This is a genomic window from Streptomyces sp. NBC_01003 (assembly GCF_045162695.1).
Taxonomy (GTDB): Bacteria; Actinomycetota; Actinomycetes; order Streptomycetales; family Streptomycetaceae; genus Streptomyces.
Genome location: NZ_CP108707.1, coordinates 3,432,501 through 3,457,546, shown reverse-complemented (window position 1 = coordinate 3,457,546; position 25,046 = coordinate 3,432,501). Strand labels below are relative to the sequence as shown.

Below are 25,046 nucleotides of genomic sequence, written 5' to 3'. Positions count from 1 at the left end.
GCGATCCCTCCGCATGCCATCCCTCAGAGGCCCCCACAAATGCCCACCCCAGACGCCGAAGCCGCCGCCCCAAGAGCCCCCCGGCGTATCGGCCCCTACACGGTCATCACCCGCCTCGACGGCTCGGCGTCGCGCGGCGACGTCGTCCCGGAGCGGCGCTACATCGCCCGCACCCCCGACGGCGACCGCACCGTCCTCGTGAGCGGGCCGCTCCCAGGTGCCGACCCCCAGCGCTACATGACCGAGGCCGACGCCTCCCGGTATCTCCTCGGGCCCTGGGCCTCCCCGGCCACCGAACTCGCCGCACCCGGCGATTCCCCCTGGCACGCACGCCCCTATCTGCCCGCTCTCCCGCTCCCCACCGCCCTCGCCGTCCACGGCGGTCCCCTCCCCGAGCACACCGTCCGCGCCCTCGGCGCGGCCCTCGCCGAGACGCTCGTCGTCGCGCACGGGCAGAACCTCACGCACGCCGGTGTCTCCCCGGCCGCCGTACTGCTCGCGGCCGACGGGCCCCGCCTCACCTGCTTCGGCGCGGTGCGCGCCGCCGCACCGGACGGGACCTCGCGCTCCGGGCTGCCCGGGCTCGATCCCGGCAGCCTCCCGCCCGAGCAGGCGTCCGGCGGCCGACCGCGACCGCTGGGCGATGTCTACGCGTTGGGCGCGACCCTCGCCTACGCGGCCACCGGGCACACCGCGCCCGAGCGGGACGAACTCCCGTCGTCTCTACGCGCCCTCGTTGGGCGGTGCCTCTCCAGAGACCCGGGAGCGCGCCCCCAACTCGCTGAACTGCTAAACGAGTTCGCTCCCGACAGCGCCGCGGGCCTGTCCGGATTCCAGGCCGCGAGCCGCGCCACCGCCCTGTTCGCCCCCGGCTGGCTCCCCGCCCGCGTCATCGCGGCGATCGTGCACCAGTCGGCGGCCGTCCTCGCCGCCGAGATCGTGCCGCCGGAGCGCCCGTCGTGGGCGCCGCCCCTCCCCGTTTCCGCCCACCGCCAGGACTGACGCACCCATGCCTTCGCCCCTCACCCACGACGACCCTGTCGCGTTCGGCGCGTACCGGCTCATCGCACGCCTCGGCAGCGGCGGAATGGGCACCGTTTATCTGGCCCGCTCGGCGGGCGGTCGCACCGTCGCCGTGAAGACGATGCATGCCCGGATCGCCTCCGACCAGGCCTTCAGGACGAGGTTCCGGCTGGAGGCGGACGCGGCCCGGGTCATCGGCGGGCAGTTCGGCGCCGCGGTCGTGGACGCCGACCCGCTCGCCGAAACTCCGTGGCTCGCCACCGAGTACGTACTGGGGCCGCCGCTCGACGAGGCGGTCGAACTGGCGGGCCCCCTGCCGGAGGCATCCGTACGGGTCCTGGGGGCGGCACTCTGCACGGCGCTCGGCCAGCTCCACCGGTCCGACGTCGTCCACCGGGACCTCAAGCCGTCGAACATCATGGTCACCGCGTACGGGCCCAAGGTCATCGACTTCGGGATCGCCCGGGCCATCGGCGATGACCGGCTCACGAGCACCGGAGCCGCGGTCGGCACACCGGCATTCATGTCGCCGGAACAGGCGACCGGGCAGGAGCACACGCCGGCAGGCGACGTGTTCGCGCTGGCAGGGGTGCTCGTCTTCGCCGCCACCGGCCAGGGCCCCTTCGGCCACGGCCAGCCCGCCGATCTGCTCTACCGGGTCCGATACGGCGACCCGGACCTCACGAACGTACCGCCCGCGCTCGCGGCGATCCTGGGGCGATGCCTGGCGAAGGATCCGGCGCAACGGCCCACGACCGGCCGACTTGCGGGCGAACTGCATGATGGGCGAGGGGAGTTCGCAGAACAGCTCCCACACGACCTGCTCGCGGAGATCGGCCGCCGCGCGACCGAGGTCTGGCAGTTTGCCCCGTCGCGGCTGCCGGCCCCGCTGGGGGAGCAGCCGCCGTCGGCGAACGCTCTTCCTCCAACCTCCAGGCCTGCCCGGCGCCGCTTCCTGACGATCGGAGGCGCCGCCATCAGCGTTGCCGCGCTCGGCGGCGGCGCCTGGGCCTGGGGCGGCTGGGGCAAGGGGGGCGGTAACAAGCCGGGGTCTGGCCCGTCCGGAAAGAAGACGAGGAACCTGGATGACTTGTGGATGGGCACCTACTCGAACACCGTCGACTTCATCCCGCTTGCCCCCTTCATGGTTGCGGACCTGGCGCTGATCCCCTGGGGCAATACGGACGCCGTCGATCCGCAGACCGGAGAACGTAAATGGCAGACGAGGGAGAGCGGAGTGACTTCCGGCATCGGCGTGGACGGGGACAAGGCCTATCAGCTCATCTCCGCTCCCATGTCCGATCACCAGGACAAGCCGTGGCCTCTGCAGATCGCGTCGATCGGCCTGGCCGAGGGCGATGTGAGCGAGCCGATCGTCCGCCTCTCCGACGTGAACGGAGCTCTGGACGGAACGCAACTTCTGTGCGCCGCGAACGGCGTGGTCTTCGTGGCAGGCGGCCAGGGGAAGTTTCTGTTCGACGGGTTCCGCGCAAGCCAGACCTGGGCGCTGCACGCCATTGATCTGGGCACCGGAAAGCGGCTCTGGTCCAAGCCCTTGCCCTCACGGCCCGACAAGAGCCGGCGGCTTCATTTCCTGACCGCACGAGTCATCGGCCGCCGCTTGGTTGCTCTTCAGGAGACCAACGCGGGCAAGGTGCGGGTTGTCGTCAGGGACGTCGGAACCGGTGCGCTCGCCTGGGACAGGCCCTTCGACGATGCTGTTGCCGACCTCGTGAGGCTTCCCCTGGCGACGGACAACGAGCATGTCTACCTGGGGAGCGGGCCGTTGCAGGCCCTGCGGTTGTCGGACGGCAAGCAGCTGTGGTCCTCGGAGTCCGACAGGCCGGGGAAGGCCTACGGCCCCCCTTCCGTCAAGGACGGTGTGCTCTACGCGGTCGAGGACCAGCGCGGCCTCGTCGCAGTCAACGCCCGGGACGGGCGGCAGCTGTGGCGCGAGAAGGGCGATGACGGCGAGAGCGCGGACCTGGCCTGCCGCCCCGTCATCGGTTCCAAGTACGTCTACTACCGGAACGGGGTGCTGCTGAGGGCGATCGACGTCTCATCCCACGGCGTGGCACTCACGTATGTGACCGTCGGCAGGCGCTTCTACGAACACGAACGCGCCAACGTGATCCTGGCCTTCGGTGACAAACAGGCGGAAGCCTTCCCCCTTCGATGACCTCGGCCCCAGCAGAAAGCTCCCATCCATGACCCCCCTATCCACCGGCGACCCCCTCCGCCTGGGCCCCTACCGTCTGCTCGGCGTCCTCGGTGAAGGCGGCATGGGCAAGGTGTACGTCGGTCAGGACAGCGCCGGCACCATCGCAGCGGTCAAGGTGCTGCGGCCCGAACTCGCCCACGATGCGAACCTCGCCCAGCGCTTCATCCGCGAGGCGCAAGCCGCACAGGCCGTACGCAGTAAGGGAGTTGCCGCCGTCCTCGGCGCGCACACCGAAGGCGGCCGGCCATGGATCGCCACCGAATTCCTTGCCGGACCGACACTCGACCAGGCCGTGGACGCGTACGGGCCCTTCGACGAAGCCACCGTTCGAGTCATTGCGGACTCCGTCGCGCGCACCCTGGCGGACATTCACGCCGTCGGGTTCATCCACCGTGACCTCAAGCCCCCGAACATCGTGCTGACGTCGAGCGGGCCGCGCGTCATCGACTTCGGTATCGCCCGCCCCGAACACGGGCTCACCCTCACGACCACCGGGCAGACTCCGGTGACCCCGGGCTACGGCGCACCCGAGCAGGTCCTGGGGCAGCGCGTCGCGCCGTCCGCCGATGTGTTCTCGCTGGGGGCGCTTCTGGTGTACGCGGCAAGCGGCCGACGCGCCTTTGACGGTGCGCACGTGGCAGCCGTGCAGTACGAGGTCGTACACGGAGAGCCTCAACTGGGCGATCTGGAGCCGCAGTTGCAGGCGCTCATTGCTCCCTGCCTTGCCAAGGACCCGACCACGAGACCTGCCCCGGCACAGATCGTCACGGCGTTCGCGGCTCCCCGGGGCGCTGAGCGCATCTGGCGGCGCGGCCCGGTGGCGGGCGCCATCAAGGAGCGCGAGAGCGCGGTCCGGCAACTGACCACGCAGATCACGCCGGAGGGCCGGCGGCCGGTGACGCGCCGCCGCCTCATCACCGGTCTCGCCGCCGGGGGCACGGTTCTCGCGGCGGGCGGCGGTACAACTGCCTGGTGGCTTGGTTCGCGCCAGGGGAACGGGGAAGCGAAGGAGGACCCGTTCGACATCCCCGTCGCTGTGCGGCCGCCCATCGCCCAGCCCGTGTCGGTCAAGGTCGACAAGGACTTCCACGGCAACGCGTCACCGTCGAGTCTGTGGGAACTGGCCGACGCCGTCGACATCAACTCCCCGACCCTGCTCCCCGTCCGGGACGTCATCATCTTCGGAGCGATGAGCGGGGGCATCACGGCGTACGGCGTACTGCGGGGCGAAGAGCGCTGGACCGCTCCGCACGCCCGGGTCAAGAGCGGCTATCTCTCGCTGTCGGACCGGCTGGTCGTCACCGCTGACGCTGACGGAAAGCTGCATACGTATGTGCCATCCACCGGGCAGCCCAAGTGGACCGCCGACGCGGAGGCCCAGAAGCTGCTGTGCGCGGACGACGAGGCGGTATACGTCCTGACGAAGGACGACCGGCTGCGCAGCATCGGCCGCTCCGACGCCAGGATCCGCTGGACCGCGCGAGTTTCGGCGGACTTCCGCAAGAAGATCGACTGGCCCAGCGCGGTCGGACGCGGACGCCTCGTCCTGACGACGACGGACGGGAACATCCTTGCCGTGAACACCGCCAACGGCCGTCAGGCCTGGGCACGGCTCGCGGGCGCGCCGAACACGCTCCGACCTGTCGCCGACGGTGAAACCGTGTACATCAACGGCAAGTCGCTGAGTGCCAGCCGGATCACCGACGGCGAGGTGATCTGGAAGGCCAAGAACACCGAATGGGACGACAAACCGAGCTGGTGGGGCCCGCCGTCGGTCACGGAGGACTCGGTCTACTCCTCCGAGGACGACACGCCCACGCGTTTGGACAAGCACAACGGCGAAGAGCTCTGGATCTCGCCCGACGTCGCGACCAACGCGAGCCCGTTGCTCCCCGAGGGCACCGGCGTGTGGGTCATCTACAGTGACTCAAACGCGCCTTCGCCCCTCGTCGAAGTGCACGCCATCCGTCAGAGCGACGGCCAGGACATGTGGACCTACTCGCTCCCGAACGCCGAATACCACCGGCTCTCGGCCTACGCCAACAGGGTGTTCGTCATGAACGACAGCTCCCTGACGGTGCTGCCGGTGTTCTGACGCCGTCCGTGCAGTCCGCGTCGCCGGCGCGACGTGGCACCTATTGCCCCCCGGGCGCCCTGTCCCCCGCCACATCCTCCAGGTCGAACTCCCCGTCCCGAGCCCCCAGCACGAACGCCGTCCACTCCGCCTCCGTGTACCGCAGCACAGTCTCGGGCTCCACCGACGACCGCATCGCCACGGCGCCCGCCGGCAGATATGCGATCTCGACGCGCTCCTCGTGGTCCTCGGTGCCGGGGGCGCTGTGCCATTCGGCGTCGGAGATGTCGAGGGCGTAAAGCTCGTTCTTCTCCCGCTCCTTGCGCGCCCTGATCTCCTCGGGGGACTCCCCGGCGGCATCGCTTCCCACGCCCTGTGCGGCGCCCTGTGCTGCCTCGGCCATGATCCGGGCCCCTTCCCGATGTACGTACATGCAGTGTGGCCAGCGTACTTGGGACAGCCGAAGGTGCGCGGGGCGTCAGACGACTTGCACCCGCCTGTTCCGGCAAGGCACCCCGGTGCAGCCCGGCGCCGGGCTGCACCGGAGAGCTCAACTGCAGCCCACGTCCTTCATCGCCGCGGGAAGATACGCCTTCAGAAGCGAGCGCAACGCGTCGCGCCGCTCGGACACATCCTGGATTGCCTGTTTCTTCAACTCTATGTCCGCGACGAACTTCTGCTGTTTCCCGCCGTACACGCACCTGTCCACAGTGAGGGCTCCGCGGTCTGCGATGCGGGCATCCTGGCCAATGTTCTTCGCAGCGGCTGGATGGCCCAGTCCCCGCATTCCGCGTTCATTCACCGCGATGACATCGGTGCTGGCCGGAACCACGTCGCCGGAGACATGGACGACGAGATTCCCGTCGACCTTCAACTCGCAACGGGGTTGTGTGGGACCGAAGTTGTAATCGCGTTGAGTCAGCTTCTTGCCGTCGGGGAGGAGAGGGGACAGCACCTCGGATCCCACCTGGACGCCGCATGCGGCCTGCGGTACCGCATAGTCCCTGCCCGACGAACTGGTGCATGCTGCTGCTGCGAACATCGCCAAAACTGCTGCGACGCCCAACGGTTTCGACACTGCGCTCTGCCTCACTGATCGCCTGCCAGCCCTCGAGCGCGCGCGTTGCCATCAAAGGCGGCTGCGTTGATCTCGTTGGTCAGCGTGTAGGAATTGTTCTCCGTCTGGCCAGGATTGGCGGTGGCCCAGATCTGCGCCAGAGATTCCAACTGACCTTCCCGGCCCGTGAACGTCTTGCCGTTCTGCTGGTGATTCTGATCGTCGATGCGCCCTTGCTCGTCCTGCTGCCACTGGTAGGTCAGTGCGTCGACGCCGCGCTGTGCGGCGTCGCCGACCACCGGAATGAAGTTCACCGCGCCGCCAATGCCGTGGTAGGCCCACTTCGCCTTCCAGGACGGGTCTTCCTTGTCCGTGTCCAGCGCTTGATAGCGCGCCTCTTCCAGGAAGCCGACGGTCGCACCGGCCCGTTGCAGCGTTTCTTTGGGATCGCTCGGGTGATCGGTGTTGATGTCGTGGACGATCTCGTGGTTCAGACCGTCGTTCAGCAGTCCGTAAGAGTCCTGGTCACGGGAGATCTGCTTGGTCACTTCGAGGAGCTGGTGCCGGTCGAGCTGCCTGGGGTCGTCGGGATGGTCGGCCTGGGAACTCATCGTGTTGTGCGTTTCGTCCCCGTAGTTCACCAGGACCTTCGCCATGTCGTCGCGCATCTCGCGGGGGAAGTCGTCGCCGGTCTCGGACAGGTACTTGAGTGACCGGTCGAGGGCCTGGCGGTTCTCCGGAGTGTGCTCCACGTACGTGGCGTTGGGGTCGTTCGGATTCATGCCGCTCGTGGCCGCGAGGAGAGCCTTGCCGGTCGCGTCCCGTGACTGATTCCCGTCCCCGTCGTCGAGCGGGGTGTCGTCGAACGTGTGCCGCTCCTTCAGCACCCACTCCGCGTTGTCCTGCGGATGCGTCTCGTTGAAGAACTCGGTCGCAGCGTCCGGACTGTTGGAGAGACCGGTCATGAAGCCCGTCATCGGATCACGGCCGAAGTCCTCACCGATGAAGTTCATCTTCGGCATCGGCGGCCCGCCGGCTCCCTGCCAGTAGTGGTCGGGGAGCTTCATCTTCTTCTCGGTCGCGACCAGCGCGTTGCCGTACTTGTTCATGAAGTCGTCGTCGTAGTTACCGGTCCGCATGATGTTGCTCATCAACTGGAACCCGTAGACGTTGCTGCCCCTCGTCTGGACCGTCTGGCCCCCGAGGTCGACCATGCGATCCTTCCAGGACTGCATGTCGGCCGAGTCGGACTGCGTCGCGCCGGCGAGCGTCATGCCGAGATTCTTCTGGAAGTCACCGAGCTGGTCACGTCGGGCCCGCTGCAGATCACCGCCGTCCGAGGGGTCGGAGAGGTCCGCCCAGAAGTCGAGGGTGCCCTTGGGGCCGAGGGTCTTGGCGAACTCTTCCTGGAACAGCGGGTCGTTCTTGTACTTGGCCATGGAGGCATTGAGTCTGTCGAACTCCGCGGGGGTCATGTCGTCCCCCTTATTCTTCATCAGGTTGGCCAGGTCATCGGCTTCCTTGATGGCCTTCGCGGCCGCGTCCCGGTCGCCGTAGTCAGCCCCGGAGAAGCCGTACGTGGCCTGGTCCACGATGAGATTGAGCGCCTTGGCGGCAGTGTTGTCGCTCTCCGTGGCGCCGCTGAGGATCCGCTGCACCTCGTCGCGGAGGTCGGTGACGTCCTGCACGGTGTGTTCAGGAACCGACGTGCCTTTCGCGGCGCGGTCGGGATGGATGTTCATGGTGACGGTGAACCCGCCGTTTCCGGTGTCCACCACCGTGAGGTTCTTCTTCAGTCCGCGGTCTATCGCGTCGTTGAGCTGTTGCCGGTAGTCGATCAGTTCGCTACGGGTGTCGCCGAGAACCTTGGCTATGGAGTTGGCCTGCGTATGCGCATCGGCGAACTCCCCGGCGGTCTTGTCCACGAACTCACGCGAGACCGTGGCGTTGGCGCCGTGCCAGTTCGCCTTGTCGGCCTTGACCTTGAGATCACGCTCGGCGTCGTCCTGGAGGGACTTGAGGTTGACGACCATTTCCTCCCAGTCGCCGACGGCCTCTCCCAGCGCGGAAAAGTTGCCGTAACGCAGTGCGTCGAGGTCCATCAGGCACCTCGCTTCTCGTCAAAGCCCTTGTCCAGCGTGGAGATGCTGCTGATGACGCCGTAGATGTGCTCCTCGTCGCCCTTGTGCGCCCCTTTGGTGTAATCCAGGTGGTTCGATATGTGGGCGCAGGCGTCAAGGAGGGACTGGACCTGGTCCACCCAGCGCTCAGCCACATGATCCAGGGCCTTGCCGACGGCGAACTCCGACTTGAGACCCCCGGCGGCCTTCATCGAGGAGATCCGGGCATGGTCGCTCTCCCGGTCCATGCGGGTGCGTAGCCGGAACGCCGCATCTCCGATTGCGGCCAGATCAGGGAAGTTGACCGTCAGGTCGCCTTGAGGATTCCCCCCGCCACCTCCGCCAGGGTCGGCAAGTTGATTCAACTGCATCTTGGCGTTCCCCCTGTGCAGGGCTTCCGCCTTGAGCTGTTCCCACTCGTCCCAGGCCACCGAATGACGCCTTCCCCCGTGTGACTGATGCGCTCCCGTAATGCCCGTCGCCCTCATAGAGGGCGACGGGGCACTTCACAGCGCATCCAACTCACCAGGGAGATTGGGCTAGTTCAAGCGACCTTGCCGAATCATGACGATCCCTATACGTCACTGGTCGGAAGGGACCAGTCCCGTCTGGACCAGCGGCTTCCCCCGCTTGCGCGAGACGAAGGTGCCACGGCCCGCCGGCATCGGCCGTGGCCGCACGCCGCCGAGGAGCTCGCCCTCGGCCGGGTCGCCGGCCAGGACGAGGCCCTGGGCGCCGAGCTCCTTCATGCGCTGGATGAACGGCTCGTACGCGGCTCGCCCGCCACCCGCCGAGGAGCGGGCGATGATGAACCGGACGCCGACGTCCCGCGCGAACGGGAGCAGTTCGGTCAGGCCCGAGAGCGGGTTGCCGCTCGACGTGGACACCAGGTCGTAGTCGTCGATGATCACGAAGACGTTCGGACCGCGCCACCAGCTGCGGTCCCGCAGCTGCTGCGCCGTCACCTCCGCCGTCGGCGTACGCCGCTGCATCAGGTCGGCGAGCGCGTCCATGTGGTGCCCCATCGAGTTCGACATGGGGATGTACTCCGCCAGGTGCGAGGGCGGGGTCACGTCCAGCAGGCCGCGGCGGTTGTCGACCACGAAGAGCTTGCACGAGTCGCCGTCGTAGCGCTCGGTGAGGCGCTTGATGAGCAGGCGCAGCAGGTTCGACTTGCCGGACTCGCTCTCTCCGAAGATGAGGAAGAACGGGTCCTGTTCGAAGTCGAGGAACACCGGCTCCAGGTTGTCCTCGTCCAGCGCGAAGGACACACCGCGGTCCGGGAACAGGTTCCCCGGGGGCAGCCGGTCCGCCGCGAACTCGCGCGGAAGCAGCCGCACTTCGGGGGCGCCGGGCGCCGTCCAGTGCCGGGTGACCTCGGCGGTCAGCGCCGCCGTGGCCTCGGCCAGGTCCGTGTCCGACGAGAGGCCGTCGATCCGCGGGACCGCCGCCATGAAGTGCTGCTTCTGCGGCGACTGGCCGCGGCCGGGCACGCCCGTCGGCACGTTCGCCGCGACCTTGCGGTCGAACTCGGAGTCCATCGTGTCGCCGAGCCGCAGCTCGAGGCGGTTCATGAGGTGGTCCTTCATGTTCGCCCTGACCTCCATGGACCGCGAGGCCGTCAGCACCAGGTGGATGCCGTAGCCCAGGCCACGGGCCGCGATGTCGAGCACCGCGGGCTCCAGACCCTCGTAGTCCGTACGGAAGTTGCCCCAGCCGTCGATGACGAGGAAGACGTCACCCCACGGCTGGTCGGTGACCGAGATGTCGCCGCGCGCCCTGCGTGCGCGGAAGTCGCCGATCGAGGCGATGCCGGAGGAGCGGAAGTACTCCTCGCGGCGCATCATCACGCCGTAGACCTCGGCGACCGTCCGCCGCACCTTTTCGGGGTCGAGGCGCGAGGCCACCCCGCCGACGTGCGGCAGCCCGGCGACGGCCGACAGACCGCCACCACCGAAGTCGAGCCCGTAGAACTGCACTTCGTACGGGGTGTGGGTCAGGGCGAACGAGGCGATGAGCGAACGCAGCAGCGTCGACTTGCCGGACTGCGGGCCGCCCAGGATCTGCATATGGCCGGCCGCACCCGAGAAGTCGCACCACAGCGGGTCGCGCCGCTGCTCGTACGGCTTGTCGACGAGACCTGCCGGGACGATGAGCCGTCCCGCACCCTCGTAGCCGGGCTGTGTGAGGCCGCGGCCCTGCACGGCGGCGAGGCCGGGAAGGAGACTGTCGAGCGACGGCGGGCTGTCCAGGGGTGGCAGCCACACCTGGTGGGCCGCCGGACCCTGCGCCTCGAGCCGGCGCACGATCACGTCGAGCACGGTGTCCGAGAGCGCGTCGTCGGTCGTGGTCGTGGCCTCGGGGCGCTGCTGGGGCACGGCCACGTACTGCACCGGCACCTCGGCCGCCGTGAACAGCACCGGCCGCCGGTCCATCGGGAGCGGCCCGCCCGCCACCGCGGTCTGAGCGGAACCGGAGCGGTAGGTCCCGGACACGTACGCCGCCTTGAAGCGGACCATCTCGTCCGTGCCGAACTTCAGGAAGCCGGAACCCGGCACGTTCGGCAGCTCGTACGCGTCGGGCACGCCGAGCGCCGCGCGGGACTCGGCGGCGGAGAACGTCCGCAGACCGATCCGGTACGAGAGGTAGGTCTCCAGGCCGCGCAGCCGGCCCTCTTCGAGGCGCTGCGAGGCGAGGAGCAGATGCACGCCCAGCGAACGGCCGATGCGGCCGATCTGCACGAACATCTCGATGAAGTCGGGCTTGGCCGTCAACAGCTCGCTGAACTCGTCGATCACCAGGACGAGGGACGGGATCGGCTGGAGCGGGGCGCCGGCCGCGCGCGCCTTCTCGTAGTCGTGGATGTTCGCGTAGTTGCCCGCGTCGCGGAGCATCTCCTGGCGGCGGTTGAGCTCACCGCGGATGGAGTCGCCCATGCGGTCGACGAGCGTCAGATCGTCCGCGAGGTTCGTGATGACCGCCGCGACGTGCGGCATCTGGGCCATGCCCGCGAACGTCGCACCGCCCTTGAAGTCGGCGAGTACGAAGTTCAGCGTCTCGGAGGAGTGCGTGACCGCGAGGCCGAGGACGAGGGTGCGCAGGAGCTCCGACTTTCCGGAACCCGTCGCACCGACACACAGGCCGTGCGGGCCCATGCCCTCCTGGGCCGCTTCCTTGAGGTCGAGCATGACGGGCCGGCCGTCCTCGCCGACGCCGATCGGCACGCGCAGCCGCTCCGCCTGCGAGCGCGGGCGCCAAGTGCGCTTGGTGTCCACGGACGCGGCGTCACCGAGGCTCAGCAGATCCGTGAAGTCCAGGTTCGCCAGCAGCGGTTCGTCGTCGTCGCCGCCCGAGGCCATGCGCAGCGGCGCCAACTGCCGCGCCAGCGCGTCCGCGGCCTCGTACGACAGCAGGTCGGGCGTGCCCTCGTAGACCATGCCGTGCGCCGACTCCAGCGTCAGGGAGCGGGGCTGAACGACGATCGAGAGGTCGCCGCGGCCCGCCGTCAGGTCACCGGGAACGACCTCGACGACGGACACGCCCTGCAGACCCTCGGGGCTGGCCAGCATCGACACCGGCGGCAGGGACACGCCGTCGAGCACGACGACGAGGTGGGGCTGCTCGGGGACGGGCGCTCCACCGGGGTGGAAGCGCGGACGGCCCTGGAGGCGCGTGGTCAGCATCGCCTCCAGCTCCATCGGGTCGGTGGTGATCAGACGGCGGCTGCCTGCGCCGTCGGTATGGCCCGCGGCCTGGCTGTGCGGAAGCCACTTGGCCCACTCCCACTGCGGCGCGGCCTCCCGGCCTGTCGCCACGGCGATCACCAGGTCCTCGGGGGAGTGCAGCGACGCGAGCGAGGCGACGACGGCGCGGGCCGTGCCGCGCACCGTCTGCGGCTCACCGCTGACCGTCACGTGGTAGAAGGCCCGCAGCGAGACCGCCATCGGCAGGTCCTCGAGCGTGCCGTGTGCGGCGAGGAAGCGCTGCATGGCGCCCGCCGTCAGCGGCTCCAACTCGTCCACGGGCGCGGTCTGCGGGGGCACCAGCGGAGTGGCGAGCCCCTGCGGGCCGAGGCCGACGCGCACCTGCCCGAAGTCCTCGTCGCCCGTGCGCCGCTCCCAGACGCGGCTGCCCTCGGCGACGAGCGCCCACAACTGCTCGGGGGAGGGGTGCAGGTAGTACTGCGCGTCGCGTTGCTTCCTCGCGGTCTTCGTGGCGTCGCGCCGGGTTTGCGACAGATAACGTAGATAGTCGCGGCGCATGTCCGACATCTGGCCCTGCGAGCCGCGCCGGTAGCGCACCAGCATCGCGATGCCCATGCCCAGGGTCGACGCGATCATCACCATGCCCATGATCTTCATGAACGGCTGCGCGCTGGGATTGAAGAAGAACACGACGGATCCGCCCATGCCGAGCATCGGCAGGAGCTGCATCATCGCGCCTTCTTGCTGCCCACGTGGCAGCTCGGGCGGAGGCTGCAGGACCACCTCTTCCGTGGGCACTTCGGACGGCAGCGCCCGAGGCGGGCGCTTCACGACGATGTGACTCACTTAGCACCAATTCCCTTGCCGGACCGAGGTGTTCCGTCCGCCGCCCCGTGTCAGGCGGACGTCGATCGTGATTTGCGATCCTACTGACGGTCACTGACAACAGTGGGCGGTAGGGTGCCGGAGGTGCAGTCGAGCACCGCGGATCGCCCGGAGAATCAGGGCATTTCACGCGGTCGGGAGCGAGCGCGGCCGCGAACGCCGGTCCTGGAAGCTTCGTTGACAGGCGGCGGGGACGCGCGCGAGCGGCGTACACAACACCTCCACATCCGGCTGCATCACCGGACACACCAACTGAGGGGGAACAGCAGGTGAGCATGACGGCTTCCGCTTCCGCGACGGCCGGCGCGACCGGCGGAGCGGGCACTGGAGCCCCTTCGGGGGCCGGCACGGGCCTCGGCTTCTGCCGCGTCACCATCGTCGCGCCCGACAGCCGGATCGACGTGGCACTGCCCGACGACGTCCCGGTCGCCGACCTCAACCCGGAGATCCTGCGGCTCTCCCAGCAGAGCCCCGCCGAGGGCGCACCGGTCGGCTACCACCTCGTACGCCGCGACGGCACCGTCCTTGACAGCGCCCGGTCCTTCGCCGCGCAGCGCATCCTCGACGGCGAGCTGCTCACCCTGCGCCCGTTCTCCGAGTCGCTGCCGCCGGCCGTCTTCGACGACGTCTCCGAAGCGGTCGCCTCGGCCGTCACCCGCGACCGCACCCTGTGGAACGGCGACCTGACCCGCGGCGCCGGACTCATCGGCGGCGGCGTCCTGCCCGCCCTCCTGGCCTTCGTCACCTGGACGGCCGAGCCGCACCACGACATGAACAGCCTCCAGGGCGTCCTCGCCGCGGTGGCCGGCCTCCTCCTCGTCGTCCTCGCCTGCGTCCGCGCCAGGGTCTACGACGACCGCGGCTCGGCCATCGCGCTCGGCCTCGGCGCCCTGCCGAACGTGGCGGTGGCGGGCTCCGGCCTGCTGCCTCTCGCCGACCACCAGGGAATCGGCAGGCTCCAGTTCCTGCTGGCGTGCACGGCCGTACTGCTCGCCTCCGTGGTCCTCACCCTCGTCTCGCCGGGCGGCGACGGTCCCTTCGTGGCCTTCGTCTTCGCGTCGGCAGTCGGCGTACTCACGACCTTCATCGCCATCCTCACGGACCTGACGGCCGTGGAGACCGCCGGCCTGTGCGCGCCGCTCTCCGTAGGGGCCCTCGCCTTCCTGCCGGGCCTGTCCATGCGCTTCGCCCGCCTCCCCATCGGCTTCGAACCCCCGAGCATGGCCCGCGGCGAGTACGGCGACGACCCCGCGAACCAGGAGCCCGTCGAGGCCGACCGCATCGCGGCCCAGGCCCGCCGCGGCCACGAGCTGCTCGTCGGCCTGGTCGGCGGCTGCGCCCTGGTGTCCGTCGGCGCCGCGGCCGTCCTCGGCTTCTCGCACGATGTATGGGGCCAGCTCCTCGCCTTCGCCACCGGCGTCGCGATGCTGATGCGCGCGCAGCTCTTCCGCTACACCGCGCAGGTCGCCTCCCTCCTCGCGGCAGGGCTCGCCGCCCTCGTCCTGCTGGGCCTCGGCCTTTCGCTCCACCCGCCGCTGGACTACCTGGACGACTTCTTCAGGAAGAACGACAGCACGGCCCTCGACATCCGTTCGGTCTGGCTCGTCGCGGTGATCGCGGTCGCCACCGCACTGATCATGTCGATCGGCCTGGTCACGCCCCGCCGCGGAGTCAGCCCCTTCTGGGGACGCTTCATGGAGATCGCGGAGACGTTCGTCCTGCTCACGCTGGTCCCGCTGACGCTCGCTGTCTTCGACGTGTACGCGAAGGCCCGCTCCATGACCGGCTGACCGGAGCTCATCAAGGCGCCGTGGGCCCCATCGGGCCCACGGTCGGGTGCACGCGGAGTGGCTGGTACGCTGTGTGACGGCCGTTTGTGTACGCGCCCTCAGGTCTCCGGTTCTCCGGAATCTGAAGACTGCGCCCAGCGGACCTCGCCTCCCGAGTATCGGAAGCTCCCCTGAGATGTGGACCAGGGGCACTCGGTGGCCACGAAAAGACTACGAGGAGTACGCGTGTCGCTCGACGCCGCTACGAAGAAGCAGATCATCACCGAGTTCGGCCAGAAGGAGGGCGACACCGGCTCCCCCGAGGTCCAGGTCGCCATGCTGTCCCGCCGGATCTCGGACCTGACCGAGCACCTCAAGACGCACAAGCACGACCACCACTCCCGTCGTGGTCTGCTGATCCTGGTCGGCCAGCGTCGCCGCCTTCTGCAGTACCTGGCCAAGAAGGACATCCAGCGCTTCCGTGCACTGGTCGAGCGCCTCGGCATCCGCCGCGGTGCGGCCGGCGCCCGCTAAGACGCCGTGAAGGGAGCGGTTCCCACCGACAGGGGGCCGCTCCCTTTGCTGTACGTGCGAAGTGTCACAGACGCTTTGTAGTCTGGACACACGAACAAAAGCACCACCGTACGCACCACGCACGCATCACCACATGCATGCACCGCATCGATGCACCGCCCCCAGTGGCACCGCATCACTGCGCACGCATCACCGCACGAGGAGAAGCGCACCCTCGCCGCCGCCGGTCCTCGGTAGTGGCCCCCGGAAGACGGATCCCGTCCACCCCGGGTGCTTCGATCGAAGACCGGCCCGCACACAAGGCGCGCTTCTCCGGCCCCGTCCCTCCGCCACACGGGCGGAACGGGACAAAAGACGAAAAGTAACGGAGAAAACGCTAGTGGAGAACGAGACCCACTACGCCGAGGCCGTCATCGACAACGGCACCTTCGGCACCCGCACCATCCGCTTCGAGACGGGCCGTCTGGCCCGTCAGGCCGCCGGCTCCGCCGTGGCGTACCTGGACGACGACACCATGGTGCTGTCGGCCACGAGCGCTTCGAAGAAGCCCAAGGACCAGCTCGACTTCTTCCCCCTCACGGTGGACGTCGAGGAGCGGATGTACTCGGCCGGCAAGATCCCCGGCTCCTTCTTCCGCCGTGAGGGCCGTCCCTCCGAGGACGCGGTCCTGACCTGCCGCCTCATCGACCGCCCGCTGCGTCCGTCCTTCAAGAAGGGCCTTCGCAACGAGATCCAGGTCGTCGAGACGGTCATGGCGCTCAACCCCGACCACCTGTACGACGTGGTCGCCATCAACGCCGCCTCCTGCTCCACGCAGCTGGCCGGCCTGCCCTTCTCCGGCCCGGTCGGCGGCACCCGTGTCGCGCTGATCAAGGGCCAGTGGGTCGCGTTCCCGACGCACACCGAGCTCGAGGACGCCGTCTTCGACATGGTCGTCGCCGGTCGCGTCCTCGAGGACGGCGACGTCGCGATCATGATGGTCGAGGCCGAGGCCACCGAGAAGACCATCGAGCTCGTCAAGGGCGGCGCCCAGGCGCCGACCGAAGAGGTCGTCGCCGCCGGTCTCGAGGCCGCGAAGCCCTTCATCAAGGTCCTCTGCAAGGCCCAGTCGGAGCTGGCCGCCAAGGCCGCCAAGCCGACCGGCGAGTTCCCGATCTTCCTCGACTTCGAGGACGACGTGCTCGAGGCCCTCACGGCCGCCGTCAAGACCGAGCTCGCCCAGGCGCTCACCATCGCCGGCAAGCAGGACCGCGAGGCCGAGCTGGATCGCGTCAAGGGTCTGGCCGCCGAGAAGCTGCTCCCGAAGTTCGAGGGCCGCGAGAAGGAGATCTCGGCGGCGTACCGCGCGCTGACGAAGTCCCTGGTCCGCGAGCGCGTCATCAAGGACAAGGTCCGCATCGACGGCCGTGGCGTCACGGACATCCGTACGCTCGCCGCCGAGGTCGAGGCCATCCCGCGCGTGCACGGCTCGGCGCTCTTCGAGCGTGGCGAGACCCAGATCCTGGGCGTCACCACCCTCAACATGCTCCGTATGGAGCAGCAGCTGGACACCCTTTCCCCGGTGACCCGCAAGCGCTACATGCACAACTACAACTTCCCGCCCTACTCGGTCGGCGAGACGGGCCGCGTCGGCGCCCCGAAGCGCCGCGAGATCGGCCACGGCGCGCTCGCCGAGCGCGCCATCGTGCCGGTCCTGCCGACGCGCGAGGAGTTCCCGTACGCGATCCGTCAGGTCTCCGAGGCCCTCGGTTCCAACGGCTCGACGTCCATGGGCTCGGTCTGCGCCTCCACCATGTCGCTGCTGAACGCCGGTGTGCCGCTGAAGGCCCCCGTCGCCGGTATCGCCATGGGCCTGATCTCCCAGGAGATCAAGGGCGAGACGCACTACGTCGCCCTCACCGACATCCTCGGTGCGGAGGACGCCTTCGGTGACATGGACTTCAAGGTCGCCGGCACCAAGGACTTCGTCACCGCTCTCCAGCTCGACACCAAGCTGGACGGCATCCCGGCCTCCGTCCTGGCCGCGGCCCTCAAGCAGGCCCGCGACGCCCGCCTCCACATCCTCGACGTGATGATGGAAGCGATCGACACGCCGGACGAGATGTCCCCGAACGCCCCGCGGATCATCACGGTCAAGATCCCCGTGGACAAGATCGGTGAGGTCATCGGCCCGAAGGGCAAGATGATCAACCAGATCCAGGAGGACACCGGCGCCGACATCACGATCGAGGACGACGGCACCATCTACATCGGTGCCCAGCAGGGCTCGCAGGCCGAGGCCGCGCGCGCCACGATCAACTCGATCGCCAACCCGACCATGCCGGAGGTCGGCGAGCGTTACCTGGGCACCGTCGTGAAGACGACGACCTTCGGTGCGTTCGTGTCCCTGCTCCCGGGCAAGGACGGCCTGCTGCACATCTCGCAGATCCGCAAGCTGGCCGGCGGCAAGCGCGTGGAGAACGTCGAGGACGTTCTCGGCGTGGGCGCCAAGGTCCAGGTCGAGATCGCCGAGATCGACTCGCGCGGCAAGCTCTCCCTCATCCCCGTCGTCGAGGGCGAAGAGGGCGACGAGACGAAGGACGACACCGACAAGTGACGTCCCGTAGCTCCAAGGCGACGGCCCGCACCTCCTCGGAGGCGCGGGCCGTCGCCCGTACCCAAACCCTGATCAAGGGCGAGAACGGCATCGGTACGGTCCGTAGGACCACCCTCCCCGGCGGCCTGCGCATCGTCACCGAGACGCTGCCCTCCGTACGCTCCGCGACCTTCGGTATCTGGGCGAACGTCGGCTCCCGCGACGAGACGCCCACGCTGAACGGCGCGACGCATTACCTCGAGCACCTCCTCTTCAAGGGCACCTCCCGCCGGAGCGCCCTCGACATCTCCTCCACGATCGACGCGGTCGGCGGCGAGATGAACGCCTTCACGGCGAAGGAGTACACGTGCTACTACGCGCGCGTGCTCGACACCGACCTCCCCCTCGCCATCGACGTCGTCTGCGACATGCTGACCGGCTCCCTCATCGAGGAAGCGGACGTCGACGCCGAGCGCGGCGTGATCCTCGAAGAGATCGCGATGACGGAGGACGACCCGGGCGACTGTGTGCACGACCTGTTCGCGCACACCATGCTCGGCGACACCCCGCTGGGCCGCCCGGTCCTCGGCACGGTCGACACGATCAACGCACTGAACCGCGGCCAGATCGCCCGCTTCTACAAGAAGCACTACGACCCGACGCACCTCGTCGTCGCCGCCGCGGGCAACGTCGACCACAACAAGGTCGTACGCCAGGTGCGCGCCGCCTTCGAGAAGGCCGGCGCCCTCACCCGCACCGACGCCGTTCCCATGGCCCCGCGCGACGGCCGCAAGCCCCTGCGCGCGGCCGGCCGCATGGAGCTCCTCGGCCGCAAGACCGAGCAGGCCCACGTCATCCTCGGCATGCCGGGCCTCGCCCGCACCGACGAGCGCCGCTGGGCCATGGGCGTCCTCAACACCGCCCTGGGCGGCGGCATGTCGTCCCGCCTCTTCCAGGAGGTCAGGGAGAAGCGCGGCCTCGCCTACAGCGTGTACTCGTACACCTCGGGCTTCGCGGACTGCGGCCTCTTCGGGGTCTACGCGGGCTGCCGGCCCAGCCAGGTCCACGACGTGCTCAAGATCTGCCGCGACGAGCTCACCCACGTCGCGGAGCACGGCCTGTCCGACGACGAGATCGGCCGCGCCATCGGCCAGCTCTCCGGCTCCACCGTCCTCGGCCTCGAGGACACCGGTGCGCTCATGAACCGCATCGGCAAGAGTGAGCTCTGCTGGGGCGAGCAGATGTCCGTCAGCGACATGCTGGAGGAGATCGCCTCGGTCACCCCCGACGAGGTGCGCGCGGTGGCCCGCGACATCCTGGGGCAGCGCCCCTCGCTGTCGGTCATCGGCCCGCTCAAGGACAAGCAGGCGGCGCGCCTGCACGAAGCGGTGGCGTAGCCCACCCGTTCGCAACTCGCGTAAGGAACGAAGAAGATGAGCAAGCTGCGCGTGGCGGTCCTCGGCGCCGGGGGCCGCATCGGCTCCGAGGCCGTACGGGCCGTCGAGGCCGCCGACGACATGGAACTGGTCGCGGCCCTCGGCCGGGGCGACAAGCTGGAGACCCTCGTGGAGTCCGGTGCCCAGGTCGCGGTCGAACTGACCACGCCCGACTCGGTGATGGACAACCTCGACTTCTGCGTACGCCACGGCATCCACGCCGTCGTCGGCACCACCGGCTGGACCGACGACCGCCTCGCCCGGCTCACCACCTGGCTCGCGGACTCCCCGCAGACTGGTGTCCTCATCGCCCCGAACTTCTCCATCGGGGCCGTCCTCACCATGAAGTTCGCCGAGGCCGCGGCGCCCTACTTCGAGTCCGTCGAGGTCATCGAGCTGCACCACCCGAAGAAGGTGGACGCGCCCAGCGGCACGGCCGCCCGTACGGCGCAGCTCATCGCGGCGGCCCGTGAGAAGGCCGGCAGCGCCCCGCAGCCGGACGCCACGGCCACCGCTCTCGACGGCGCCCGCGGCGCGGACGTCGACGGCGTCCCGGTCCACTCCGTGCGCATGCGCGGCCTCCTCGCCCACCAGGAGGTCCTCCTGGGCGGCGAGGGCGAGACGCTGACCATCCGCCACGACTCGCTGCACCACAGCAGCTTCATGCCGGGCATCCTCCTCGGCGCCCGCCGCGTCGTGACCACTCCCGGCCTCACCTTCGGCCTGGAACACTTCCTCGACCTGAACGTCTGACGGACCTCATGCGCGCAAAGCTCACCTACCTCGTCACCGCCCTCGTCCTGGTCTTCTACTTCGTCCTGGTCGGCAGCCGCGGCCTGCTCCTCATCGAGCAGGGCACCCTGCTCACCGTCACGTTCGGCGTGGCCGTGCTGATCCTGCCGGTGATCGGCCTCTGGTTCCTCTGGGCCAACACCCAGTTCGTCCGCAAGGCGAACCGTCTCGCCGAGCTCCTGGAGGCCGAGGGCGGCCTGCCCGTGGACGAGCTGCGCCGTGACCAGTACGGCCGCATCGACCGCGACTCCGCCGACGAGGTCTTCGCCCGGCGCAAGGCGGAGACCGAGGACGCGCCGGCGGACTGGCGCTGCTGGTTCCGCCTCGCCGTGGCCTACCGCGACGCCCGGGACACCCCGCGCGCCCGCAAGGCGATGCAGCGCGCCATCGCCCTCCAGGAGGGCAGGACGGTCAGCGTCTGAGGACGTGTGAGTCCCGAGTACGCGAGAAGGGCCGCGCCGGTGTTCCGGCGCGGCCCTTCTCGTATGCCTCGTTCAGGCGTGTTGCGGCCGGTACTCCTCGGCCCACACCTCGATCGTGTCCGACGCCCGGTCGAAGGCCTCGGTCCGCGCGAGGAAGTCCGCACCGTGACTGGTGACCAGGGCCGAGCTCTCATCGGCCTTGTCCCGCCGTACGAGGAGCAGCGCCTGCCCCTGCACCGTGCGGGGGAGTCCGAGCCAGCGGACCGGCTGCTGGACCGTACGGACCGTCACGACCTGGGCCCACGGGACCGTCTGGGTCTGGAAGAAGGCCACGCGGCGCAGGCCGTGCGCGCTCACCCACGTACCCATCCGCAGCAGCCGCAGGGCCGCCCCGATGATGAGCAGCGCGAGGAGAGCGCACACGGCGCCCTCGCCGAGACCACCCGTGAAGGTGATGATCACTGCGGCGAACATGACGTACGAGGCGAGCAGCAGGAGCAGTGCGGCGAATCCCACGCGCCACGGCCCCGGCCGGTAGGGGCGCCGCCATTGGTCGCGATCGTCGAAAGGCAGCGCGACGTAGTCGGCCACCTCGTCAAAAGCGCGGTCGGCCGTCAGGAAGGGCAGGGGCACGACTGGTCCTCACTCAATCCACGCTGTATTCGGGCTGTGCCCGGTGAGGCTACCTAGGCGTGCGCCTGCCTTCCACCCCTGGGGGGCCGGACGGGGGCAGGCCGGTCAGCGACCGTCGGACGCTTCGGACTGCTGCGTGTGCGCCGGTGCCTGACCGGACGACAGGGCGGGCATCCCCAGGAGCAGGGCGCCCACGAGCCCGGCGACGACGGTGAGGCCGACGAGCGAGCGACCGGCGATCTGGCCGGCCGACGCGCGTTCGCGCGGGGGCGGAGTGACGTTACTGCGGAACTTGTCGGCTTCGGCGATGAAGGCGAACGGAACGGGCTCGCGCCGACGGAACATGGGTGCTGCTTCTCCTCGTCAAGATCGAAACGTTCGGATCATGGAACGGCTCCGGCCATCGAATGGGGTCGGAGCGCCGCGAGCGGCGAACGAACCGCCCCGTTACCCATACAGACGCACGGATGCCCCAAAAGGTGCCCTGTTTCGCCGAATTAACAGAAGTTCGGCGATGTTCGGATCGGAATGTCGCGAGGCGCGACCGAATGCCCCGTTGTCAGAGCCTGCCCGTAGAGTGGGCGCCGCCCGAGCGAAGTGATGGAAGGACCCCTCGAACCGTGACCGAAACCCCTGCTGACGACCTCAAGCCGACCTTCCGCGGCGACGTGACGGTCGAGCTGGTCAAGCACACCGCGAGCGACACCGACGTGCTGTTCGCCGCCCGCGTCTCCACCGCGGGAGAGCAGTCCCTCGACGAGCTGACCAAGGACCCGGAGCGCTCCAAGGGCCTGATCAACTTCCTGATGCGGGACCGTCACGGCAGCCCCTTCGAGCACAACTCGATGACGTTCTTCATCAACGCCCCGATCTTCGTGTTCCGCGAGTTCATGCGACACCGCGCGGGCTGGTCGTACAACGAGGAGTCGGGCCGCTACAGGGAGCTCCAGCCGGTCTTCTACGTCCCGGAGGCCTCCCGCAAGCTGGTGCAGCAGGGCCGCCCCGGCAAGTACCAGTTCGTCGAGGGCACGCAGGGCCAGCAGGAGCTCACCGGCCGCGTGATGGAGGACTCGTACCGCCAGGCGTACGAGGCTTACCAGGAGATGCTCGCCGCGGGCGTCGCCCGCGAGGTGGCCCGTTCGGTCCTCCCGGTCGGCCTTTTCTCCTCGATGTACGCGACGTGCAACGCACGCTCGCTGATGCACTTCCTCGGTCTGCGCACCCAGCACGAGCTGGCCAAGGTCCCGTCCTTCCCGCAGCGGGAGATCGAGATGGTCGGCGAGAAGATGGAGGCGGAGTGGGCCAAGCTCATGCCGCTCACCTACGCCGCATTCAACGGGAACGGCCGGGTCGCGCCGTAGCCAGGGAAACGTGGATTCGGTACAGATGTACGGTTCAGCCGTGCGAAGTGTCCGTATTGCGGCATTTCGGAAAGTTCATCTAGCCTGATCAAACGGACCCGGCACTGCTTGAACCCCCGAGCAGGCAGTGCCGGGATCCACCCCCGCCACACCCCCTGGCATCCCCCGAGGGGGGACCGCGCGCTGAGCAGCGAGTAGCGTATTACCCATGGCTCCGACCTCCACTCCGCAGACCCCCTTCGGGCGGGTCCTCACCGCTATGGTCACGCCGTTCACGGCGGACGGCGCACTTGACCTCGACGGCGCGCAGCGACTCGCCGCCCACCTGGTGGATGCAGGCAACGACGGACTCGTCGTCAACGGCACCACCGGCGAGTCCCCGACCACCAGCGACGCGGAGAAAACGGATCTCGTACGAGCCGTACGACAGGCAGTCGGCGACCGCGCCCATGTCATCGCCGGCGTCGGTACGAACGACACGCGCCACAGCATCGAGCTCGCGCGAGCTGCCGAGAAGGCCGGAGCGCACGGCCTGCTCACGGTGACGCCGTACTACAACAAGCCCCCGCAGGAAGGCCTCCTGCGACACTTCACCGCGATCGCCGACGCCACCGAGCTGCCGGTGATGCTGTACGACATCCCGGGCCGCAGCGGCGTACCCATCAACACCGAGACGATCGTCCGCCTCGCGGAGCACCCGCGCATCGTCGCCAACAAGGACGCCAAGGGCGACCTCGGCCGCGCCAGCTGGGCCATCGCCCGCTCCGGCCTCGCCTGGTACTCCGGCGACGACATGCTCAACCTGCCGCTGCTCTCCGTGGGCGCGGTCGGCTTCGTCTCCGTCGTCGGCCATGTCGTCACCCCCGACCTGCGCGCCATGCTCGACGCGTTCGTCAGCGGCGACGTGCAGAAGGCCACCGAGATCCACCAGAAGCTGCTCCCGGTCTTCACCGGCATGTTCCGCACGCAGGGCGTCATCACGACCAAGGCGGCACTCGCCCTCCAGGGCCAGCCCGCCGGTCCGCTGCGCCTGCCCCTCGTGGAGCTGACGCCCGACGAGACCGCCCAGCTCAAGATCGATCTCGCCGCGGGCGGGGTACAGCTCTAAACACAGACTTCACAACTGAATACGCACGACCGCAGGACACAGCTCCTGCACCCACACAAGACAACCGCTACTGCACGAACGTCACGCGCGCCACGTGCCTAACAGGTACGTGGCGCGCGTGGTGAGGAGAGTCTTTTGAGTCATCCGCATCCTGAACTCGGCGCCCCGCCGAAGCTCCCGAAGGGCGGCCTGCGCGTCACCCCGCTCGGCGGCCTCGGTGAGATCGGCCGCAACATGACGGTCTTCGAGTACGACGGCCGCCTGCTCATCGTCGACTGCGGCGTGCTCTTCCCCGAGGAGGAGCAGCCCGGCATCGACCTGATCCTGCCGGACTTCACGTCCATCAGGGACCGTCTCGACGACATCGACGGCATCGTGCTCACGCACGGCCACGAGGACCACATCGGCGGCGTCCCGTACCTCCTGCGCGAGAAGCCGGACATTCCGCTGATCGGCTCCAAGCTGACGCTCGCCCTCATCGAGGCGAAGCTCCAGGAGCACCGCATCCGCCCGTACACGCTCGAGGTCGCCGAGGGTGACCGCGAACGCCTGGGCCCCTTCGACTGCCAGTTCGTGGCGGTCAACCACTCCATCCCGGACGCGCTCGCGGTCGCCATCCGCACGCCGGCCGGCATGGTCGTCCACACCGGCGACTTCAAGATGGACCAGCTCCCGCTGGACCGCCGCCTCACCGACCTCCCCACGTTCGCCAAGCTCGGCGAGGAGGGCATCGACCTTCTCCTCACCGACTCGACGAACGCCGAGGTCCCGGGCTTCGTCCCGCCCGAGCGCGACATCTCGAACGTGATCCGCGGCGTCTTCGCGGGCGCTCAGAAGCGCATCATCGTCGCGTCCTTCGCCAGCCACGTGCACCGCATCCAGCAGATCCTGGACGCCGCTCACGAGTACGGCCGCCGGGTCGCCTTCGTCGGCCGCTCGATGGTGCGCAACATGGGTATCGCCCGTGACCTCGGCTACCTGAAGGTCCCGCCGGGCCTGGTCGTGGACGTCAAGACGCTCGACGACCTCCCGGACAACGAGATCGTGCTCGTCTGCACCGGCTCGCAGGGCGAACCGATGGCCGCGCTGTCCCGCATGGCCAACCGCGACCACCAGATCCGGATCGTCTCCGGCGACACGGTGATCCTGGCGTCGTCCCTGATCCCGGGCAACGAGAACGCGGTGTACCGCGTTATCAACGGCCTGACCCGCTGGGGCGCGAACGTCGTCCACAAGGGCAACGCCAAGGTCCACGTCTCGGGCCACGCCTCGGCCGGCGAGCTGCTGTACTTCTACAACATCTGCAAGCCGAAGAACCTGATGCCGGTCCAC

The 25,046-nt window shown here is 69.0% G+C and carries 19 protein-coding genes (1 of these 19 only partly in view); 12 read left to right on the top strand and 7 right to left on the bottom strand.

Going from position 1 to position 25,046, the window contains the following annotated elements:
- Nucleotides 1–39 precede the first annotated feature (39 nt).
- Genes OG698_RS15755 through OG698_RS15745 form a run of 3 tightly spaced genes read left to right on the top strand, consistent with a single transcriptional unit; the run spans nt 40 to nt 5,339 of the window.
- The gene (locus OG698_RS15755) at nt 40–1,002 is read left to right on the top strand and encodes a serine/threonine protein kinase (protein WP_406103594.1); all 963 of its coding nucleotides are present in this window, start codon (nt 40–42) and stop codon (nt 1,000–1,002) included.
- A gap of 7 nt (nt 1,003–1,009) precedes the next feature.
- A complete protein-coding gene (locus OG698_RS15750; RefSeq protein WP_406103593.1) occupies nt 1,010–3,202 on the top strand; it encodes a protein kinase domain-containing protein in 2,193 nt (730 codons plus the stop codon).
- Nucleotides 3,203–3,230: 28 nt separating this feature from the next.
- A complete protein-coding gene (locus OG698_RS15745) occupies nt 3,231–5,339 on the top strand; it encodes a protein kinase domain-containing protein (protein ID WP_406103592.1) in 2,109 nt (702 codons plus the stop codon).
- A 40-nt stretch (nt 5,340–5,379) separates the two neighbouring features.
- Here the strand turns inward: OG698_RS15745 and OG698_RS15740 are convergent, their stop codons facing one another.
- The 5 genes from OG698_RS15740 to eccCa form a co-directional block, all read right to left on the bottom strand.
- Nucleotides 5,380–5,721 carry a DUF397 domain-containing protein gene (locus tag OG698_RS15740; RefSeq protein ID WP_406103591.1) on the bottom strand — a complete coding sequence of 114 codons (342 nt, stop codon included), beginning with the start codon at nt 5,719–5,721 and terminating at the stop codon, nt 5,380–5,382.
- Nucleotides 5,722–5,868: 147 nt separating this feature from the next.
- A complete protein-coding gene (locus OG698_RS15735; protein ID WP_406103590.1) occupies nt 5,869–6,360 on the bottom strand; it encodes a hypothetical protein in 492 nt (163 codons plus the stop codon).
- 47 nt (nt 6,361–6,407) lie between these two features.
- Entirely contained in the window at nt 6,408–8,477 is a 2,070-nt protein-coding gene (locus tag OG698_RS15730) for a hypothetical protein (protein ID WP_406103589.1), read from the bottom strand.
- Nucleotides 8,477–8,926: a hypothetical protein gene (locus OG698_RS15725; protein ID WP_375985057.1), complete on the bottom strand. Its 450-nt coding sequence runs from the start codon at nt 8,924–8,926 to the stop codon at nt 8,477–8,479. The genes OG698_RS15730 and OG698_RS15725 overlap by 1 nt, the downstream gene beginning before the upstream one ends.
- Before the next feature lie 150 nt (nt 8,927–9,076).
- Complete coding sequence (eccCa, locus tag OG698_RS15720) at nt 9,077–13,045, bottom strand: type VII secretion protein EccCa (RefSeq protein WP_406103588.1); 3,969 nt, start codon at nt 13,043–13,045, stop codon at nt 9,077–9,079.
- Nucleotides 13,046–13,359: 314 nt separating this feature from the next.
- On the opposite strand from eccCa, the gene eccD reads away from it, so the two are divergent.
- The 6 genes from eccD (at nt 13,360) to OG698_RS15690 (ending at nt 20,612) form a co-directional block, all read left to right on the top strand.
- Nucleotides 13,360–14,874 (top strand): type VII secretion integral membrane protein EccD, encoded by a 1,515-nt coding sequence (gene eccD / locus OG698_RS15715; protein ID WP_406103587.1) that lies wholly within the window; start codon nt 13,360–13,362, stop codon nt 14,872–14,874.
- 225 nt (nt 14,875–15,099) lie between these two features.
- Nucleotides 15,100–15,387: a 30S ribosomal protein S15 gene (gene rpsO / locus OG698_RS15710; protein WP_100595166.1), complete on the top strand. Its 288-nt coding sequence runs from the start codon at nt 15,100–15,102 to the stop codon at nt 15,385–15,387.
- Nucleotides 15,388–15,766: 379 nt separating this feature from the next.
- Nucleotides 15,767–17,983, top strand: a complete 2,217-nt coding sequence (locus OG698_RS15705) for a polyribonucleotide nucleotidyltransferase (protein ID WP_100595167.1) — start codon at nt 15,767–15,769, stop codon at nt 17,981–17,983.
- Nucleotides 17,980–19,359 (top strand): M16 family metallopeptidase, encoded by a 1,380-nt coding sequence (locus OG698_RS15700; protein ID WP_406103586.1) that lies wholly within the window; start codon nt 17,980–17,982, stop codon nt 19,357–19,359. The genes OG698_RS15705 and OG698_RS15700 overlap by 4 nt, the downstream gene beginning before the upstream one ends.
- A 36-nt stretch (nt 19,360–19,395) precedes the next feature.
- Nucleotides 19,396–20,151 carry a 4-hydroxy-tetrahydrodipicolinate reductase gene (gene dapB, locus OG698_RS15695; protein WP_406103585.1) on the top strand — a complete coding sequence of 252 codons (756 nt, stop codon included), beginning with the start codon at nt 19,396–19,398 and terminating at the stop codon, nt 20,149–20,151.
- 8 nt (nt 20,152–20,159) lie between these two features.
- Nucleotides 20,160–20,612, top strand: a complete 453-nt coding sequence (locus tag OG698_RS15690) for a hypothetical protein (protein ID WP_406103584.1) — start codon at nt 20,160–20,162, stop codon at nt 20,610–20,612.
- A 72-nt stretch (nt 20,613–20,684) separates the two neighbouring features.
- On the opposite strand, the gene OG698_RS15685 is transcribed toward OG698_RS15690, so the two are convergent.
- Nucleotides 20,685–21,245: a PH domain-containing protein gene (locus tag OG698_RS15685; protein WP_406103583.1), complete on the bottom strand. Its 561-nt coding sequence runs from the start codon at nt 21,243–21,245 to the stop codon at nt 20,685–20,687.
- A 105-nt stretch (nt 21,246–21,350) separates the two neighbouring features.
- Nucleotides 21,351–21,590 carry a hypothetical protein gene (locus tag OG698_RS15680; protein ID WP_227297627.1) on the bottom strand — a complete coding sequence of 80 codons (240 nt, stop codon included), beginning with the start codon at nt 21,588–21,590 and terminating at the stop codon, nt 21,351–21,353.
- 275 nt (nt 21,591–21,865) lie between these two features.
- Between OG698_RS15680 and thyX the strand changes: the two genes are divergently transcribed.
- The 3 genes from thyX to OG698_RS15665 form a co-directional block, all read left to right on the top strand.
- Nucleotides 21,866–22,606 carry an FAD-dependent thymidylate synthase gene (thyX, locus tag OG698_RS15675; RefSeq protein ID WP_100595173.1) on the top strand — a complete coding sequence of 247 codons (741 nt, stop codon included), beginning with the start codon at nt 21,866–21,868 and terminating at the stop codon, nt 22,604–22,606.
- A 208-nt stretch (nt 22,607–22,814) separates the two neighbouring features.
- The gene (dapA, locus tag OG698_RS15670) at nt 22,815–23,714 is read left to right on the top strand and encodes a 4-hydroxy-tetrahydrodipicolinate synthase (protein WP_406103582.1); all 900 of its coding nucleotides are present in this window, start codon (nt 22,815–22,817) and stop codon (nt 23,712–23,714) included.
- Between the two features lie 135 nt (nt 23,715–23,849).
- A protein-coding gene (locus OG698_RS15665) for a ribonuclease J (RefSeq protein WP_326773826.1) crosses the window boundary here: on the top strand, nt 23,850–25,046 show its 5' portion. Its footprint extends 489 nt past the window's final position; 1,197 of the gene's 1,686 nt are visible here — the first part of the coding sequence; the start codon lies at nt 23,850–23,852; the stop codon falls past the right edge of the window.